15 protein-coding genes are annotated in these 17,532 nt (G+C 56.7%); 10 read left to right on the forward strand and 5 right to left on the reverse strand.

Annotation, left to right across the window (positions count from 1 at the left end; all coding sequences use genetic code 11):
• Positions 1 to 128: 128 nt before the first annotated feature.
• A complete protein-coding gene (locus PAG01S_RS15220; protein ID WP_010252155.1) occupies positions 129 to 1,778 on the forward strand; it encodes a Na+/H+ antiporter in 1,650 nt (549 codons plus the stop codon).
• A 44-nt stretch (positions 1,779 to 1,822) separates the two neighbouring features.
• Here the strand turns inward: PAG01S_RS15220 and PAG01S_RS15225 are convergent, their stop codons facing one another.
• Entirely contained in the window at positions 1,823 to 2,725 is a 903-nt protein-coding gene (locus tag PAG01S_RS15225; RefSeq protein ID WP_010252153.1) for a LysR family transcriptional regulator, read from the reverse strand.
• A 103-nt stretch (positions 2,726 to 2,828) separates the two neighbouring features.
• On the opposite strand from PAG01S_RS15225, the gene PAG01S_RS15230 reads away from it, so the two are divergent.
• The 3 genes from PAG01S_RS15230 to PAG01S_RS15240 all read left to right on the forward strand — a co-directional run bounded on the left by PAG01S_RS15230 (position 2,829) and on the right by PAG01S_RS15240 (position 4,624).
• Complete coding sequence (locus PAG01S_RS15230; RefSeq protein ID WP_010672051.1) at positions 2,829 to 3,254, forward strand: CidA/LrgA family protein; 426 nt, start codon at positions 2,829 to 2,831, stop codon at positions 3,252 to 3,254.
• The gene (locus PAG01S_RS15235; protein WP_010252149.1) at positions 3,247 to 3,942 is read left to right on the forward strand and encodes an LrgB family protein; all 696 of its coding nucleotides are present in this window, start codon (positions 3,247 to 3,249) and stop codon (positions 3,940 to 3,942) included. The genes PAG01S_RS15230 and PAG01S_RS15235 overlap by 8 nt, the downstream gene beginning before the upstream one ends.
• Before the next feature lie 136 nt (positions 3,943 to 4,078).
• The gene (locus PAG01S_RS15240; RefSeq protein ID WP_010252147.1) at positions 4,079 to 4,624 is read left to right on the forward strand and encodes a YfaZ family outer membrane protein; all 546 of its coding nucleotides are present in this window, start codon (positions 4,079 to 4,081) and stop codon (positions 4,622 to 4,624) included.
• An 82-nt stretch (positions 4,625 to 4,706) separates the two neighbouring features.
• On the opposite strand, the gene PAG01S_RS15245 is transcribed toward PAG01S_RS15240, so the two are convergent.
• The 3 genes from PAG01S_RS15245 to acs form a co-directional block, all read right to left on the reverse strand.
• Complete coding sequence (locus PAG01S_RS15245) at positions 4,707 to 6,362, reverse strand: cation acetate symporter (protein ID WP_022625224.1); 1,656 nt, start codon at positions 6,360 to 6,362, stop codon at positions 4,707 to 4,709.
• Positions 6,359 to 6,688: a DUF485 domain-containing protein gene (locus tag PAG01S_RS15250; protein WP_010252143.1), complete on the reverse strand. Its 330-nt coding sequence runs from the start codon at positions 6,686 to 6,688 to the stop codon at positions 6,359 to 6,361. The genes PAG01S_RS15245 and PAG01S_RS15250 overlap by 4 nt, the downstream gene beginning before the upstream one ends.
• A 140-nt stretch (positions 6,689 to 6,828) precedes the next feature.
• Positions 6,829 to 8,784, reverse strand: a complete 1,956-nt coding sequence (acs, locus tag PAG01S_RS15255; protein WP_062759339.1) for an acetate--CoA ligase — start codon at positions 8,782 to 8,784, stop codon at positions 6,829 to 6,831.
• Positions 8,785 to 9,367: 583 nt separating this feature from the next.
• Here acs and gltP point away from each other — a divergent pair.
• The 6 genes from gltP (at position 9,368) to PAG01S_RS15285 (ending at position 16,453) form a co-directional block, all read left to right on the forward strand.
• Positions 9,368 to 10,669 carry a glutamate/aspartate:proton symporter GltP gene (gene gltP / locus PAG01S_RS15260; RefSeq protein WP_010252141.1) on the forward strand — a complete coding sequence of 434 codons (1,302 nt, stop codon included), beginning with the start codon at positions 9,368 to 9,370 and terminating at the stop codon, positions 10,667 to 10,669.
• Between the two features lie 219 nt (positions 10,670 to 10,888).
• A complete protein-coding gene (locus tag PAG01S_RS15265; protein ID WP_010252139.1) occupies positions 10,889 to 11,164 on the forward strand; it encodes a type II toxin-antitoxin system RelE family toxin in 276 nt (91 codons plus the stop codon).
• 148 nt (positions 11,165 to 11,312) lie between these two features.
• Positions 11,313 to 11,687, forward strand: coding sequence for a helix-turn-helix domain-containing protein (locus PAG01S_RS15270; protein WP_033780420.1), 375 nt, complete (start codon positions 11,313 to 11,315; stop codon positions 11,685 to 11,687).
• Positions 11,688 to 12,314: 627 nt separating this feature from the next.
• Positions 12,315 to 13,226, forward strand: coding sequence for an N-acetylmuramic acid 6-phosphate etherase (gene murQ, locus PAG01S_RS15275; RefSeq protein ID WP_062759340.1), 912 nt, complete (start codon positions 12,315 to 12,317; stop codon positions 13,224 to 13,226).
• Positions 13,226 to 14,680, forward strand: coding sequence for a PTS N-acetylmuramic acid transporter subunit IIBC (gene murP, locus PAG01S_RS15280; protein WP_062759341.1), 1,455 nt, complete (start codon positions 13,226 to 13,228; stop codon positions 14,678 to 14,680). Before murQ ends, murP begins: the two co-directional genes overlap by 1 nt.
• Positions 14,681 to 14,908: 228 nt before the next feature.
• Positions 14,909 to 16,453, forward strand: coding sequence for a methyl-accepting chemotaxis protein (locus PAG01S_RS15285; protein ID WP_010252127.1), 1,545 nt, complete (start codon positions 14,909 to 14,911; stop codon positions 16,451 to 16,453).
• A gap of 22 nt (positions 16,454 to 16,475) precedes the next feature.
• On the opposite strand, the gene PAG01S_RS15290 is transcribed toward PAG01S_RS15285, so the two are convergent.
• Positions 16,476 to 17,441 (reverse strand): AraC family transcriptional regulator, encoded by a 966-nt coding sequence (locus PAG01S_RS15290; RefSeq protein ID WP_062759342.1) that lies wholly within the window; start codon positions 17,439 to 17,441, stop codon positions 16,476 to 16,478.
• Between the last annotated feature and the right edge of the window lie 91 nt (positions 17,442 to 17,532).

Raw genomic sequence — 17,532 nt, forward strand, 5'->3', positions numbered from 1 at the left:
CGGCTGCACGTCCGGAATTTTCCACTATTTTCCCGCCCGGCGCACGCGTAGCTGACAATCTTCACCGCAGTTTGTTTTACACTTTAGTGCTTAACCAATGATTGAAAGAAACGACGCCTAAGGAAAGCATGGAAATCTTTTTTACAATTCTCATCATGACGCTGGTCGTGTCGCTCTCTGGCGTCGCGGCCCGCATTCTCCCTTTTCAGATCCCGTTGCCGCTGGTCCAGATCGCTGTTGGTGCGATGCTGGCCTGGCCAACTTTTGGTCTGCATGTCGACTTTGACCCGGAGCTGTTTCTGGTGCTCTTTATTCCGCCGCTGCTGTTCGCGGATGGCTGGAAGACGCCGATCAGTGAGTTCCTGCATCATGGTCGCGAGATAATTGGCTTAGCACTGGCGCTGGTCCTGATTACCGTGATCGGCATCGGCTATCTGATCTACTGGCTGGTACCAGGTATCCCGCTGATCCCTGCCTTTGCGCTGGCGGCGGTGCTGTCACCGACCGATGCCGTGGCGCTCTCAGGCATTGTCGGTGAAGGCCGTATTCCCAAGAAGATTATGTCGATCGTGCAGGGCGAAGCCCTGATGAATGACGCTTCGGGCCTGGTATCGCTGAAATTTGCCGTGGCAGTCGCCATGGGTACCATGGTGTTTACCTGGGGCGGTGCCAGCGTTGAGTTCCTGAAAGTGGCGGTGGGTGGTCTGATTGCGGGTGTCGCGATCTGCTGGCTCTACGGTAAGTCACTGCGCCTGCTCAGCCGCTGGAGCGGTGACGATCCGGCTACCCAGACCGTACTGCTGCTGCTGCTGCCGTTCGCCTCTTACCTGATTGCTGAACATCTGGGTGTCTCAGGCATCCTGGCGGCCGTGGCTGCCGGTATGACCATCACCCGTTCCGGTATTATTCGTCAGGCACCGCTGGCGATGCGCCTGCGTGCCAACAGCGTCTGGCAGATGCTGGAGTTCGTCTTTAACGGCATGGTCTTCCTGATGCTGGGCCTGCAGTTGCCGGATATTCTGCAGACCTCTGTTGATCAGGCGCAGGCCGATCCGAACGTCGAGCTCTGGATGCTGTTTGCCGATATCGGGCTGGTCTATGCCGCGCTGATGATCGTGCGTTTTGGCTGGCTGTGGATTATGCAGCGCTTCAGCAAACGCCTGCTGAAGAAGAAGCCGCTGGAGTTCTCCAACTACTCGTTGCGTGAACTGCTGATCGCCTCCTTTGCGGGTGTGCGCGGCGCGATTACCCTGGCCGGTGTCCTGTCGATTCCGCTGTTCCTGACCAACGGCGAGCCTTTCCCGGCGCGTTATGAACTGGTCTTTATCGCCACCGGCGTGATTCTCTTCTCGCTATTGGTAGGGGTAGTGATTCTGCCGATTCTGCTGCGCGGCATTGATACCATTGATAAAGGCGCACATCGTCGCGAGCTGCAGAATGCGCGTGCGGTAATGGCAGGCGCAGCCATTGAGAGCCTGCACAAGATGGAAGAGCGGCTGGAGAATGAGTCGGAAGAGAACATCGATCCGGAGCTGCTTAAAGAGGTGAGTCTGCGGGTGATTGGCAACTTACGTCGTCGCGCTGAAGGGAAGAATGACCTTGAACACGCGCTGTTCGCCGAGAACCTGGAGCGTCGCTTCCGCCTGACCGGACTGCGTGCCGAACGTGCTGAGGTCTATCATCTGCGCGCCACCCAGCAAATCTCCAATGAGACGATGCAAAAGTTACTGCACGACCTGGATCTGCTGGAAGCGCTGCTGATCGAAAAAGAGGAGTAAGTCCTGACTGGCACGCCTGCGCGTTAATGCGGCGTGCCAGCCTTTCACACCGACAGGCGCGGCGGCTCATCCGGCCAATGCTCGCGACAACAGGCTATCCACGCCTGCGCACTGCGCGACAGATAACTCCCTTCCCGCCAGATCAATCCCAGACTCCACTTCAGCTCCGATTCCAGCGGCAGCCACAGCAGCGACTGCTTATCCAGCCGCTGACAGATCGGCTCCGGCAGAATCGCCAGCCCCATCTCCGCCTGCACCATCGCCGCCAGAAAATCCCACTGTCCGCTGCGAACCGCCACCGTTGGCGTCAGGTTGAGCCGCTGAAACGCCTGCATCAGCTGACGATTCAGCGAGAACTCCTCATTAAAAATCAGCAGTGGATGCTCTGCCAGTTCTGCCAGTCCAATCTGCTGGCGGCTGAGCCACTCCGGGCGACGCGGCAGCAGTACGCAGAGCGGATGATGCATCAGAGGCAGGGTGTTCAGCGGCAGCTCGGCATCGACCGGTAGCGCGGTCAGGGCGATATCCAGACTGCCCGCCAGCACCGCCTGTTGGACGGTCAGACCGCCGAACTCAGAGATTTTCAGCTTCACACCGGGGTAGCGGCGGCGAAACGCGGAAATCGAGCCGGCAATCTGCATACCGACCATCGGCGGAATACCCAGTCGCAGCTCACCGGTTTTGAGCTGGTTAATGTCACCAATCTCCGCTTCCAGCTGATGAAACTCCTGCAGGATCGCCAGGCCGCGCTGATAGACCGCCTGGCCGCTGTCGGTGAGGTGCAGACGACGACCATCGCGCAGGATCAGCGTGCAGCCCAGCTCCTCCTCCAGCTGGCGCAGCATTTTGCTGATGGTCGGTTGTGTCACAAACAGCTTCTGCGCCGCACGGGTAAAGCTTTGCTGGCGTACGACTTCAGTAAAGTAACGCAGGGCGCGGACATCCATAACTATTCCTTTCAGGCATGATTTCGATAATTTTAATTCATTTTTTTCACCTTCTGTTGACGATTTATACTGGTGACATCAATTTAATCGGGGAGACAAGGTGATGGCGTTAGCGCTCACTTTACGCAGCAACCGCGCAGTGCAATGGCTCAGCCTGCCGCTCCAGCTGGGTTTCTATATCGGCCTGTTTATCGCCTGCGACCGGCTGGTGAGCTGGCTGCATCTGCCGCTGCCCGCCAATATCGTCGGGATGCTGCTGCTGCTGGCGTTAATCGTGACGCGGATTGTGCCGCTGAACTGGGTGAAAGCCGGATCACGCTGGCTGCTGGCCGAGATGCTGCTGTTCTTTATTCCGGCGGTGGTGGCGGTGGTGAACTATGGCGATCTGCTGCGGGTTGATGGCTGGCGCATCTGTGTGGTGATCGGCGTCAGTACGCTGCTGGTGCTGGCCTCGACTGCCTGGGTGGTGGACCGGCTTTATCAGTATGAAGTCGCGCGCGCCGCGCGTAAGCAGGATCCGCATGCGTGATTTTCTGCTCAGCCTGCTGTGTGTAGCCGTTACGCTGCTGGTTTATGCGCTGAATAAACGGCTTTACCGCCGCTGGCGGACGCTGCTGCTGATGCCACTGGTGATGACGCCGCTGGTGCTGGTGGCATTGCTGCTGCTGACGCATATCAGCTGGCAGGATTACATCGCCGAAAACCACTGGCTGCTCTGGCTGCTGGGGCCAGCGACGCTGGCGTTTGCGGTGCCGGTCTATGAGAACGTGGAAATTATTAAGCGCCACTGGCTGTCGCTGAGCGCGGGCGTAGTGACCGCGACGCTGGTCGCCGTCTGCAGTTCCGTCTGGCTGGCGCGGCTGTTAACCCTGCCGGAGTCGATTCAGCGCAGCCTGGCCGTGCGCTCTATCACCACGCCGTTTGCGCTGGCTGCGGCGGGTCCGATTGGCGGGCAGCCCGATCTGGTAGCGCTGTTCGTGGTGATTACAGGCGTGTTTGGCATGGCAATCGGCGACGTGCTGTTTCTGCGGCTCGCCATTAAGCAGGGTGTGGCGAAAGGCGCGGGATTCGGTGCGGCGTCACACGGTGCCGGCACGGCACGCGCCTATCAGATTGGCGAGCAGGAGGGCGTGGTCGCCAGCCTGGTGATGATGCTCTCTGGCGTGGTGACCGTGGTGCTGGCCCCGCTGATTGGGCACCTGATGTGGACAATATAGGCTACACTCCGTCGCACAGGGACTGGTCTGCGCTGAGACACGTATTTTTACGTAAAGTTTTCCAGATTTTGTTGTCTCCCCATTTCAGGCTGTTAACCTTGCGGCCGAATTAATTGTCCTTTCACGGAGTGGAATCATGTTTAAGCAACTTGTTGCCGGGAGCGCCCTCGGGCTGGTTTTAATGAGCGGTGCCGCTCAGGCGATTGAAGGCAGTGTTGATGTCAGCGAACACAACACCAACCTGAATGTGGGTCTGGGCACCACAACACCCGGTCTGTTTCTGAAAGGTAACTGGCTGCGTAGCGACCATGACGGCAGCACCTACGGTGCCGGTCTGGGTTACAACGTTGATTTCGGACCGCTGCGTCTGGCGCCGACCGCAAAAGCGATCTTCACCCATCCTGAAGATGGGAAAGATGGATTTGCGGTGGCGCTGGGTGGTGCAGCACACTACAGCTTCAACAGCATGTGGGGCCTGTATGGCGAATATTATTACGCGCCAGAGTCTTTCACCGATCAGCTCGACAGCTATCAGGAAGCCGGTGGCGGCCTGAGCTTCACGCCGGTTTCACTGCTTAACCTGCGTGTGGGTTATCAGTATATCGAACTGAACAACAAAGATGGACGCAAAGATAACGTGCTGGTCGATGGCCCGTACGTGGGTGCATCGCTGCGCTTCTGATTCTGCTGCGCAAAAGAAGAGGGCGACTACTTCGGTAGCCGCCCTTTTTTATTGCCTGCTCGTTATGAACGAAAAGCCACGATCAGTGCGCTTTGCCCTGTTCGATGCCGGTGCCGGTCTGCGAGCGGATAAACTGTGCACGGAAGCGTGAACGTTCTTCTGCGCCCTGCTGCGAATGGTCGGTAATGGAGAAGAGCCAGATGCCCACGAAGGCCACCGCCATGGAGAACAGCGCCGGATACTCATAGGGGAAAATCGCCTTCGCGTTGCCCAGCACCTGTACCCACACCGTCGGGCCGAGGATCATCAGGATAACGGCGGTCAGCAGACCGAGCCAGCCGCCCACCATCGCGCCGCGCGTCGTGAGTTTTGACCAGTACATCGACAGCAGGATGATCGGGAAGTTACAGCTGGCCGCAATCGAGAAGGCCAGCCCGACCATAAAGGCGATGTTCTGTTTCTCAAACAGAATACCCAGCGCAATCGCCACCACGCCCAGCGCCAGCACGGTAATTTTTGAAACCCGCAGCTCATCTTTCTCGCTCGCCTGGCCTTTACGATACACGCTGGCGTAGAGGTCGTGAGACACCGCCGACGCACCTGCCAGGGTTAAGCCTGCGACAACGGCCAGAATCGTGGCGAAGGCAACCGCAGAGATAAAGCCCAGGAAGGTGCTGCCGCCCACGGCGTTCGCCAGATGCACTGCCGCCATATTGGTGCCGCCAATCAGCGCGCCGCTGGCATCTTTAAAGGCCGGATTAGCGCCCACCAGCAGGATGGCACCGAAGCCGATAATAAAGGTCAGGAAGTAGAAGTAACCCATAAAGCCGGTGGCCCAGAAGACGCTTTTACGTGCCTCTTTAGCATCCGCTACGGTAAAGAAGCGCATCAGGATATGCGGCAATCCGGCCGTACCAAACATCAGCCCCAGCCCCAGCGACAGCGCGGAGATAGGATCTTTGACCAGTCCGCCAGGCTGCATAATCGCGATGCCTTTTGGATGGACCGCCATCGCTTCGGTGAACAGCGTATTAAAACTGAAACCGGTCGCCTTCATTACCATGACCGCCATGAAGGTGGCACCAAACAGCAGCAGCACGGCTTTGATGATCTGCACCCAGGTGGTGGCCAGCATGCCGCCAAACAGCACATACATCACCATCAGAATGCCGACCAGGACTACCGCAACATGGTAGTTAAGGCCAAACAGCAGCTGGATCAGTTTACCGGCCCCGACCATCTGCGCGATCAGGTAGAGCGCCACGACCACCAGCGAGCCGCAGGCTGACAGCGTGCGGATCGGCATCTGCTTCAGACGATATGAGGCGACATCGGCAAACGTGTAGCGACCCAGGTTGCGCAGTCGCTCGGCGATTAAAAACAGAATCATCGGCCAGCCAACCAGGAAGCCGAGCGAGTAGATCAGCCCGTCATAACCGGAGGTGTAAACCAGCGCCGAAATGCCCAGGAACGAGGCGGCCGACATGAAGTCACCCGCCATCGCCAGGCCATTCTGGAAGCCAGTGATATTGCCGCCCGCGGTGTAGTAGTCATTACGTGATCGGGTGCGCTTTGAGGCCCAGTAAGTAATTCCCAGCGTGGCCCCGACGAAAATCGTAAACATGATAATCGCCTGGTAGTTGGTCGCCTGGCGCTGCACGGCACCGGTTATCGCATCGGCAGCCAGCGCTGAAAACGGCAGCATTAAGGCCAGCAGCCATAAGGTGAGACGAGTCATGATTTCACCTCGCTGAGGATCGCTTTCGTTAAACGGTCAAACTCACCGTTGGCACGCCAGACATAGACGCCAGTCAGCACAAACGACATCACAATCAGCCCGACCCCAATCGGGATACCGCGCGTGACGTTGGTGCCGGCATGCAGCGGCGTACCGAGCCAGCCGGGGGCAAACGCGATCAGCAGGATAAAGCCGACATAGAGCACCAGCATGATCAGCGACAGCAGCGTCGCGAACGCCTGACGCTTACGGACTAACTCATGAAAAAGGGGATTACGCTCAATCTGTTGATTGATGGCATCCTGATTCGAAAGGGCGTCATTCATCACATTTTCTCCAGAGGGCTTGCAGGCGAGAACCTCGCGACAGGGCGCGGATTCAGCTGGTTATAATATTTGTGACTACCGAAACAGACTGCGTAGGGCGGGTGTGGCGGGAAGCGATCTTCCCGCCGGACAGCGTGCGCTTAAGGCATCTTGATCGACTGTTTCTCCTCAAGCAGTTTTTCTACTACGCCAGGATCGGCGAGCGTAGAAGTATCACCAAGATTACTGGTATCCCCGGTGGCAATTTTGCGCAGAATACGCCGCATGATTTTGCCGGAGCGGGTTTTCGGCAGTGAGTCGGTCCAGTGCAGTACATCCGGTGTGGCTATCGGGCCAATCTCTTTACGGACCCACTGGCGCACTTCGGTGTACAACTCCGGCGACGGCTCTTCGCCATGATTCAGCGTGATATAGGCATAAATCGCCTGGCCTTTGATGCTGTGCGGAATCCCCACTACCGCCGCTTCGGCAATTTTAGGGTGCGAGACCAGCGCCGATTCAATTTCGGCGGTGCCGAGTCGGTGACCGGAAACATTGAGTACGTCATCGACGCGTCCGGTGATCCAGTAGTAGCCATCTTCATCACGACGGGCACCATCACCACTGAAGTAGACATTTTTAAAGGTAGAGAAGTAAGTCTGCTCGAAACGGTCGTGATCGCCATAGAGGGTACGTGCCTGACCCGGCCACGACTCGGTGATCACCAGATTGCCTTCACAGGCGCCTTCCTGTGGCTGGCCTTCGTTATCCACCAGCGCGGGCTGCACGCCAAAGAACGGTCGGGTGGCGGAACCCGCTTTCAGCTCGGTCGCACCCGGCAGCGGCGTGATCATGAAGCCGCCGGTTTCGGTCTGCCACCAGGTATCAACAATCGGGCAGCGGCTGTTGCCGATTTTCTTGTAGTACCACTCCCAGGCTTCCGGGTTAATTGGCTCACCGACCGATCCCATAATGCGCAGGCTGCTGCGGTCGGTGCCGGCAATCGCCTTATCACCTTCCGCCATCAGCGCACGGATGGCAGTGGGCGCGGTGTAGAGCAGCGTGACTTTATGTTTATCGACCACTTCCGCCATACGGCTCGGCGTTGGCCAGTTCGGCACCCCTTCAAACATCAGTGTGGTGGCGCCACAGGCCAGCGGGCCATAAACCAGATAGCTGTGGCCCGTCACCCAGCCAACATCAGCGGTGCACCAGTAGATATCATCCTGATGGTAATCAAAGACGAACTTAAAGGTGGTCGCGGCATAGACCAGATACCCGCCGGTGGAGTGCAACACGCCTTTGGGTTTGCCGGTTGAACCGGAGGTATAAAGGATAAACAGCGGATCTTCCGCGCCGACTTCTGCGGCAGCGTGGTTGGTGCTCGCGTTCAGCATCAGGTCGTGCCACCACTGATCGCGGCCTTCAACCCAGCCCACATCTTTACCAGTGCGCTGGAACACCACCACGTTTTTCACGCTGGTGACATTAGGATTTTTTAACGCGTCATCAACATTTTTCTTCAGCGGAATGCTGCGACCGGCGCGGATCCCTTCATCGGCCGTGATTACCAGCGAGGCGCTGGAATCGACGATGCGGCCCGCGACCGCCTCCGGTGAGAAACCGCCAAAGATCACCGAGTGAACGGCACCGATACGCGCACAGGCCAGCATCGCTACTGCGGCTTCCGGCACCATCGGCATATAGATCGCCACCACGTCGCCTTTTTTCACTTCCAGCAGTTCCAGCACGTTGGCGAAGCGACAGACTTCTGCATGCAGCTGGCGGAAAGTCAGGGTTTTGCTTTCGCTGGCGTCGTCGCCCTCCCAGATAATCGCCGGGTGATCGCCGCGCGTGGCTAAATGACGGTCAAGGCAGTTTGCCGCCAGGTTGAGCGTGCCATCTTCGTACCAGCGAATGTTAATGTTACCTGGTGAAAACGAGCAATTTTTCACTTTGCTGTAAGGCTTGATCCAGTCAAGGATTTTGCCCTGTTCGCCCCAGAAACTGTCTGGATCGTCGACAGATTGCTGATACATCGCCTGATACTGTTCTGCAGTAATCAGGGTGTTTGCTGCAATATTCTCTGGAACGGGATGTTTGTGTATTTGGCTCATGGCGGATCTCCTTGAAGATGTTAATGATATGTAAATCAATGGTTAATTAAAGCCTGCGCCAGAGCTTTGTTTCTTTTTTGCGCCACAGATCACGTGATACACATCCCCCGAGAAGCGTTAAGCCATTCTGATCTATCAGGTTAACGCTCTGGCGGCGCTGGAGAAGTCAGGCATCTGTTTTACGCTTTTATCCTGAATAAAAAGCGAGCAAACGCGCCGGATCAGTTTTTAATCGTTTCTGCATAGCTATGCGTAAATTCATCGAAGTAATACTTTTCATAACAGCAGGTTAGGGTTTTTCAGCTCCAGCAGCACTTTATGCTGCTTAGATGGTGAACTTTTAATCGGATCCGCCAGGGGTTGCATTTACCACAGTGAAAATGGTACTTATCTCGCCCCTGTTCTGCAGGTATCAACTCAGACCGCGTCTGAAAATGGGTATGGGAATCATCAGATTTTCATACGAGGCGCTGTTTCAAGACACCCTCTAATTTACCGGGCTTTTTGCTCACTCCCTGTGTGTATTGTCTTCTGCACCTTCGCAGTAGAGAGAAACGGGTTTTGACTGAGGAAATTACACGTTATGAAAGGTTTTAAAATCAGCCTGGCCTGGCAGATTCTGACAGCCCTGGTGCTTGGCATCGTTGTGGGTGCTGTGTTGCATAATCAGCCAGACAATCGTGAATGGTTAGTCACCAACATTCTCAGCCCGGCAGGCGATATCTTTATTCATCTTATCAAGATGATTGTGGTACCGATTGTGATTTCATCCCTGATTGTCGGCATCGCTGGCGTGGGTGATGCAAAGAAGCTGGGACGTATCGGCGTCAAAACGATTCTCTACTTTGAAGTGATCACCACCATTGCCATTGTGGTCGGTATTACGCTGGCCAACGTATTTCAACCCGGCACCGGCATTGATATGTCAACGCTGGCAACGGTGGACATCTCTAAATATGAAGCGACAACGGCAGAGGTACAGGGCGGTCCGCACAGCCTGGTGACCACCATTCTGTCGCTGATCCCGCAGAATATTTTCGCCTCAATGGCGAAGGGCGACATGCTGCCGATTATCTTTTTCTCGGTGCTGTTTGGCTTAGGCCTGTCGTCACTGCCGTCAGAACAGCGCGATCCGCTGGTGAACCTGTTCCGTGGCATTTCTGAAGCGATGTTTAAAGTGACGCACATGATCATGCGCTATGCCCCGGTGGGTGTGTTTGCGCTGATTGCGGTGACGATTGCTAACTTCGGCTTTGCCTCGCTCTGGCCACTGGCTAAGCTGGTGCTGCTGGTTTATGCGGCGATTCTGTTCTTCGCGTTTGTGGTGCTGGGCGGGGTGGCGCGCTTCTGTAAGCTGCGGATTACCACGTTGATGCGTATCCTGAAGGATGAGCTGATTCTCTCTTACTCTACTTCCAGCTCGGAAACGGTGCTGCCGCGTATCATGGAGAAGATGGAAGCCTACGGCGCGCCGAAAGCGATCACCAGCTTCGTAGTGCCGACCGGTTACTCGTTTAATCTGGATGGTTCAACGCTTTATCAGAGTATCGCAGCGATCTTTATTGCGCAGCTGTATGGCATTGACCTGTCGCTGACCGACGAGATTGTGCTGGTAATAACGCTGATGGTGACCTCGAAAGGTATCGCTGGCGTGCCAGGTGTCTCCTTCGTGGTGCTGCTGGCCACGCTGGGCAGCGTCGGCATTCCTCTGGAAGGTCTGGCGTTTATCGCCGGTGTTGACCGCATCATGGATATGGCGCGTACCGCGCTGAACGTGGTTGGTAATGCGCTGGCGGTGCTGGTGATTGCCCGCTGGGAAAACCAGTTCGACGTCGAAAAGGCGAAAGAGTATGAGCTGGAGCTGCGGACACAGACCGCAAGCTGAACACGGCATTAACGTAAGAATGGGCTCAACGAAAGTTGGGCCTTTTTTTTTATGAGATTTTTCATGGCAGATATACAGGTTGACTGAAAATTAAAAGGTTATATTTTTATAACTAAAAACCATAATTATGAGACGATAGTATTGTTGTTATGATTGATTATAGTTATATTTCGTTGCGGTAAGTTGACTGTCTTCTTTGACAACATGGAGTGTTGACGGATGCCAGAAATTAACTGGACGAAAAAGGCATTGAAACAGCTTTATGGGCTGCCTCAGAAAGAGGGTAACGCTATTGAAGATGCTGTAGAGGCGCTGGCTAAATGGCCGGATATTCCCCATCTGAAAGTCGAAAAGCTGACTGATGATAAACAGAAGCGAATGAAGCTGGTAGTAGGTCACTACCGCGTACTCTGGAAGATAGAGAAAGGTCAGCCAGTAGTGATAGATATACTTGAAGTCGTAAGAAGAACATCGACCACGTACAAAAAGCGCTAGCAGTGTGGCAGGAGCAATGTGCGTCATCAATAAGTTCTGTGCAGCCGGATTTAGCGTTCCGCAGCACAGGCAGACGATCAGACAGTTCCGCAGCACAGGCAGACGATCAGACAGTGTTGCCTGCCGTACCACTAAGGAGTGATTACCCATGAATGCTATACAGTTTCTGACGGACGAGCGCGGGAACCGCACTGGTGCTGTCATCCCTATAGAGCTGTTTAATAAGCTCATGGCTGAACGTCATTTAGATGATGTGTTTGAGTCTGTCCCTTATGAAGTGGGTCCAGACGATGATGAAACGATTCCTCACGATGTAATGAAAATCAGCCGACGGCAATCTGTTCCTTTGCATGTTGCCTGGCGTTTGCATCGTCACCTGTCACAGGAAGAGGTGGCGAATAAACTTGGCATCACGCAGGCTGGCGTGTCGAAGTTAGAGTCGAGAAAGAAACCTCAAAAACAAACGCTTGAGAAGCTGGCTGCTTTATATGGCTGCAGAACGTCACAACTTTATATTGATTAAATGGATGCGCTTTTAACCTGCGATTGGTGGGTTTTAATTGGCTGACGCGGCTCCCTCGCGATGTCGAATGGTGCCCTCAGAACCCATTATGAGGCAGGCAATTGCTCACTGTTTTCTGATACCTGAAGAGTAAAGCGTCCCACGGCAGGGACAAAAACGCCGGGAGCGTTTTTGAGCAACGCAGAGCGTTGGCCCGGCAACGGGCGCACCTCATGGATGAGGTGCGTAATCGCGTGGGCCGAGCGTCATGGATGACGAATGCGTCTTTACGATCAGGTGAACCTTTTCTGACCGGCACCGGTCTCCCAGCGATTGCACTCACATGCACCGCACCCAGCCCGTAATACGCATCAATTAAGCATGTATCAATACTCGATTGCGCTTCCTCGCCGATCAGGTGAACCTATTCTGACCTGCGCCAGTCTCCCAGCGATTCCTCTCACATGCACCGCACCCAAGCCGGAATGCGGAGCGATTAAGCTCCCAATGCCCAATATCACTCACCCAACCTGATCCCCCGCAACATGACTCACCCCACATCCATCGAAAAAAGATCTCACCCAATGAATTAATCATTCGTTATGATAGTTAGTAATTTGAATAATTTATTCCTTTGCGGAGCCCGCCATGAAACTCGACCTCAGCCAGATGATCACCGAAGGCCGCAACCCGGCCAGCCAGAATATTGACGAACTTTCCACCGAAGCGATGCTTCGCGTCATCAATGATGAAGATAAAAAGGTAGCGCTGGCGGTTGAGGCCATCGTGCCGCAGATTGCCGCCGCCGTTGACGCCATCTGCGCCGCCTTCCAGGCCGGTGGACGACTGATCTATTGCGGCGCAGGCACCTCCGGTCGGCTGGGCATACTGGATGCCAGCGAATGCCCACCTACCTTTGGCACACCCCGCGAGCAGGTGGTCGGCCTGATTGCAGGAGGTCATACCGCCATACTCCAGGCGGTAGAAAACGCGGAAGACAACCGGGAGCAGGGCGCGCAGGATCTGAAAGATATCCACTTCAGCCGCCACGATGTGCTGGTTGGCATCGCCGCCAGCGGTCGGACACCCTACGTACTGGGCGCACTGGCTTACGCGAACGAACTTGGCGCGACTACTGTATCGCTCACCTGTAATCCAGGCAGCGCCATGTCGCAGGTTGCCGCGATTGCGCTCACGCCGGTGGTCGGCCCCGAAGTGGTCACCGGGTCTTCCCGTATGAAAGCGGGCACGGCGCAAAAACTGGTGCTCAATATGCTCACCACCGGGTCGATGATTCGCAGCGGAAAAGTGTACGGCAACCTGATGGTCGATGTGGAAGCCACCAATCAGAAACTGGTGCAGCGTCAGGTTAACATCGTCATGCAGGCCACTGACTGTGATGAGGCGACGGCCAGCGTGGCGCTCACCGCCTGTGGCGGACACTGCAAAACCGCCATCCTGATGGTACTGGCTGACCTGGCTGCCGATGAGGCGAAAGCGCTGCTCAGTCAGCATCAGGGCTTTATCCGTCAGGCTTTACAGGCAGCGGGAGCACGCTAATGGCCAGAATCACCGAGGCTCTGTTGCGCGACATCCTGCAGGCGGTCGGTGGCGCGCAAAATATCGCGGCCTGTGGTCACTGCATGACGCGGCTCCGCCTGACGCTCAATCAGCCGGGAGAGAGTGATCTGGCACGGTTAGAAAGCCTGCCGGGTGTCTTAGGCGTTATCGACAGCGAGGCACAGTTGCAGATTGTGCTGGGACCTGGCAAGGCGCAAACCGCCGCCGAAGGGATGCAGAACCTGCTGGCTCAGGGTGATACCGCGCTGGCACCGCAGGGCGAAACAGCGGAACTAAGCCTGCTGGCACAGCAGCAGAAGCAGCAGCTAAAGGCGAAACAGACCAGCGGCGTGCATCAGTTCCTGTCGCGCTTCGCCACCATCTTCACTCCGCTGATTCCGGGCTTTATCGGCGCGGGGCTGCTGCTGGGATTTGCCACGCTGATTGAACAGAGTCTCCACCTCAATGCACCCGGTGACCACGCGCCCTGGCTGCTGCATACCGTGGCGTACATGAAAGTCTTCGGTAAAGGGCTGTTCACCTTTCTCAGCATCCTGATTGGCTACAACGCGCAGAAAGCGTTTGGCGGCAGCGGCGTCAATGGCGCAATCATCGCCTCGCTGTTTGTGCTCGGCTATGTGCCCACGGCTACCACCGGCTACTACAGCGGCATGGAAAACTTCTTTGGCCTGGCGATCGACCCGCGCGGCAACATTATTGGCGTGCTGATGGCGGCGATTATCGGGGCGTGGATTGAAAAACAGCTGCGCAAAATCATTCCCGACAATCTCGATATGATCCTCACCTCGCTGTTTACGCTGTTGATCACCGGCGCCATCACCTATCTGTTGATCATGCCGCTGGGCGGCGAACTGTTTAAAGGGATGTCGTGGCTGTTTATCCATCTCAATAACAATCCCTTTGGCTGTGCGCTGCTGGCCGGGCTGTTCCTGATCGCGGTGATGTTCGGCATCCATCAGGGCTTTATTCCGGTCTACTTTGCGCTGATGGAAACCCAGGGTTTTAACTCGCTCTTCCCGATTCTGGCGATGGCGGGAGCAGGCCAGGTCGGCGCATCACTGGCGTTGTGGTGCAAAGCAGAAAAAGGGGCGCTGCTGCGGGCGCAGATCAAAGGCGCTATCGTACCGGGGCTGCTTGGCGTCGGTGAACCGCTGATCTACGGCGTCACTTTGCCGCGCCTCAAGCCCTTTATTACCGCCTGCGGCGGGGGTGCGCTGGGCGGGTTCTTTATCGGGCTGGTGGCGTGGCTGGGCTTGCCGGTCGGGATGAACACGGTATTCGGACCCTCCGGCCTGGTCACGCTGCCACTGATGACCTCCAGCCAGGGGATCTTCGCTGGCATGGCGGTCTATCTGGCCGGGCTGATGGTGGCCTGGATCGGCGGATTCCTGCTCACCTGGTGGTTTGGCACCCGTAATGTCGACCTCAGCTGACCCGCTGCCGGAATTCTCCAGTCCGGCTAACGGATGGATAATCAACCAAAAATGTGAAAGCCGCTACAAAGCGGCTTTATTATTGCCACTAATTTAACTTAAACGCTAAAGAGTAGGCAGAAGCATGCCGAAAACATAAAAAAAGGTAATCGTTATCTCTCAGCCCACAGTTTTCATGCCGACACTCAGACCGTCGCGTGCAGGACGTCGGGTCTCCAAGGACTTTTGATGCGTAACAACCAGCCTGTCTCTCAGCGTGAATATCTGTTCGACGATAATGCGACACTGATGTCGACCACCGATCTTAACAGCCACATCACCTACGCTAACGACGCGTTTATCGAGGCGAGCGGATTCACCGCCGACGAGATCAACGGCCAGCCGCATAACATGGTACGTCACCCCGATATGCCATCAGAAGCGTTTGCCGACATGTGGGCGACGCTGAAACAGGGTGAACCCTGGACGGCACTGGTCAAGAACCGCCGTAAAAATGGCGATCACTACTGGGTACGGGCCAACGCCATTCCGGTAGTACGCGACGGTAAAGTGCAGGGCTACATGTCGGTGCGCACCAAACCCACGGCAGAGGAAGTGCGTCAGACTGAGGTGCTCTATCAGGATTTTCGTGAAGGGCGCGCCAGAGGGCGACGTTTTCACAAAGGCCTGCTGGTTCGCAGCGGCTGGCGTCGTCCCGCCTCAATCCTGAAGACGCTGCCCCTTCGCTGGCGGATCCGCACAACGCTGCTGACGTTACTGCCCCTCTCGGTGGCAGGCGTCTGGGCGCTGGGCATGACGCCCGCGGCACTGGCAGGCTTTACCGCGGGAATGGCTGCGCTGCTTCTGCTCTGCAGCCTGTGGCTGGAGCAGCAGATTTCACGCCCTATTGAGCGGATGTGCAAACAGGCGCTGAGCGTGGCAACCGGTGCCAGCCATAAAGTGGAGCAGATGGACCGCGTTGATGAGGTGGGTGTGACGCTGCGCGCCATCGGTCAGCTCGGATTGATGTTCCGCTGGCTGGTGGATGATGTCAGCGGCCAGGCGATCAACGTGCTGAGCGCCAGCGACGCCATCGCCCGCAGCAACAACGAACTCAGCCGCCGTACCGAACAGGCGGCTGCCAACGTGCAGCAGACTGCGGCCACCATGAACGAAATGACCGCCACGGTGAAGAGCAACACTGAAACTGCGCATGAGGCGAATACCCTCTCAGCCGGCACCAGCCACGCTGCCAGCAAAGGCGGCGAGGTGATGACCGAAATGATGGGCATGATGGGCGAAATTGCTGACAGTTCAAAGCGGATTGCCAATATTACCAGCGTTATCGACGGGATTGCGTTCCAGACCAATATCCTGGCACTGAACGCCGCCGTGGAAGCGGCGCGGGCCGGTGAGCAGGGCAAAGGCTTTGCGGTGGTCGCCGGAGAAGTGCGCAGCCTGGCGCAGCGCAGCGCCAAAGCCGCGAGCGAAATCAAAATGCTGGTTGAAACCAGCGCCAGCCGGGTCAACTCGGGCAATGAGCACGCCAGCGCGGCAGGCCGCACGATGCAGGATATCGTGTCGCAGGTGCAGAATGTCACCGCACTGATCGCCCAGATCAGCGCCGCCACGGCCGAACAGGCGACCGCGCTCAGCGAAGTCAGTTCAGCGGTGGAAGATCTTGATGATATCACCCACCAGAACGCCGCCCGCGTGACAGAAAGCGCCGAGGCTTCAGGTCGCATGACTCATCAGGCTAACCGTCTGGTCGAAGCGATCAGCGTCTTTCGTTAAGAGAAGAGATTCAGCGGCCCGGTTAAGAGGCCAGCGCCTGCGTGCCGTCGCGTCCGGCACGCAGTGCGCCTGGTGGCTGACCGACAATCCGTTTAAAGGCGCGACTGAATGCCGCAATCGAGCCGTAGCCGAGATGATAAGCCACGGCTTCCACCGCTTCACCGTTGTTCACAATCCGCTGCACCGCCAGCCGCATCCGCAACTCCGTCAGATAGCGCAGCGGCGTCATGCCGGTGGCATTGAGAAACCGTCCGGCAAACACTGAGCGCGAACAGCCTGCCACGCTGGCCAGCCGCGCCACCGTCCAGTTTTCTCCTGGCTCCCGATGCATCGCAGCAATCGCCTGACTCAGACGTGGATCGCGCATCGCCTGCACCAGCCCACTGCGCTCGCCGCAGCCGTTCTCTACCCAGCCGCGCACAATCAGCGCGGCAACCACGTCTGCCAGACGCGACAGAATCCCGGCGAATCCCGCCTGGCGGGTGAGCGACTCCCGCTCCATCGCCGCCAGAATCGGCTGAATCTCCGGGTATTGCGACAGCAGAGTACTCACCAGCATCACATCGGGCATGGTATTGATCAGCGGCTGCATGCCGCCGAGCTCAAACGCCATGCAGGCGCTGAACAACAGCACACTGTGCTCGTCATCACAGGCATCTTCCGGTGCTGCAATGGCGCAGACGCTGTCGCAGAGCGGCTTGCTCGCCATGTTCTTAATACACTGGCAGCTCGCCTCCTCACTGGAGATCAGGCTGTGGGGTTTGCCGTGCGGCACCAGCAGCGCATCGCCGCTGTTGAGCTGAAACACCTCGCCGGAGGCGCTGCGCACCATCAGTGAGCCGCGTCCGACAAAGTGGAACTGCGCCCGGCCCGGCGCGTGCTCATAACGCAGCCCGAACGGCGCGCTCACTGCGATACGCTGATAGTTCACGCCATAGAGGCGCATCCCCATCAGCAGCTCGCTGGTCAGATCTCCATAGTGGCTCATGTGATTCCAGACGAATTATCAAAAATGAAGGTGTAAGCATCATAGATCGTCCTGACACGGCGTTCTATGCTCACACTCACTTTTTTATCTT

Origin of the sequence: Pantoea agglomerans NBRC 102470 (assembly GCF_001598475.1) — a bacterium.
In the GTDB taxonomy this organism is placed as follows: Bacteria; Pseudomonadota; Gammaproteobacteria; order Enterobacterales; family Enterobacteriaceae; genus Pantoea; species Pantoea agglomerans.

Bases quoted from the DNA above. Each gene is read 5' to 3' on its own strand.
- PAG01S_RS15285 (WP_010252127.1), top strand. From the start codon at position 14,909: ATGCGTAACAACCAGCCTGTCTCTCAGCGTGAATATCTGTTCGACGAT.
- murP (WP_062759341.1), top strand. From the start codon at position 13,226: ATGGCCAGAATCACCGAGGCTCTGTTGCGCGACATCCTGCAGGCGGTC.
- PAG01S_RS15245 (WP_022625224.1), bottom strand. From the start codon at position 6,362: ATGACTCGTCTCACCTTATGGCTGCTGGCCTTAATGCTGCCGTTTTCA.
- PAG01S_RS15235 (WP_010252149.1), top strand. From the start codon at position 3,247: ATGCGTGATTTTCTGCTCAGCCTGCTGTGTGTAGCCGTTACGCTGCTG.
- PAG01S_RS15240 (WP_010252147.1), top strand. From the start codon at position 4,079: ATGTTTAAGCAACTTGTTGCCGGGAGCGCCCTCGGGCTGGTTTTAATG.
- PAG01S_RS15220 (WP_010252155.1), top strand. From the start codon at position 129: ATGGAAATCTTTTTTACAATTCTCATCATGACGCTGGTCGTGTCGCTC.
- PAG01S_RS15265 (WP_010252139.1), top strand. From the start codon at position 10,889: ATGCCAGAAATTAACTGGACGAAAAAGGCATTGAAACAGCTTTATGGG.
- gltP (WP_010252141.1), top strand. From the start codon at position 9,368: ATGAAAGGTTTTAAAATCAGCCTGGCCTGGCAGATTCTGACAGCCCTG.
- acs (WP_062759339.1), bottom strand. From the start codon at position 8,784: ATGAGCCAAATACACAAACATCCCGTTCCAGAGAATATTGCAGCAAAC.
- PAG01S_RS15250 (WP_010252143.1), bottom strand. From the start codon at position 6,688: ATGAATGACGCCCTTTCGAATCAGGATGCCATCAATCAACAGATTGAG.
- PAG01S_RS15290 (WP_062759342.1), bottom strand. From the start codon at position 17,441: ATGAGCCACTATGGAGATCTGACCAGCGAGCTGCTGATGGGGATGCGC.
- murQ (WP_062759340.1), top strand. From the start codon at position 12,315: ATGAAACTCGACCTCAGCCAGATGATCACCGAAGGCCGCAACCCGGCC.
- PAG01S_RS15270 (WP_033780420.1), top strand. From the start codon at position 11,313: ATGAATGCTATACAGTTTCTGACGGACGAGCGCGGGAACCGCACTGGT.
- PAG01S_RS15225 (WP_010252153.1), bottom strand. From the start codon at position 2,725: ATGGATGTCCGCGCCCTGCGTTACTTTACTGAAGTCGTACGCCAGCAA.
- PAG01S_RS15230 (WP_010672051.1), top strand. From the start codon at position 2,829: ATGGCGTTAGCGCTCACTTTACGCAGCAACCGCGCAGTGCAATGGCTC.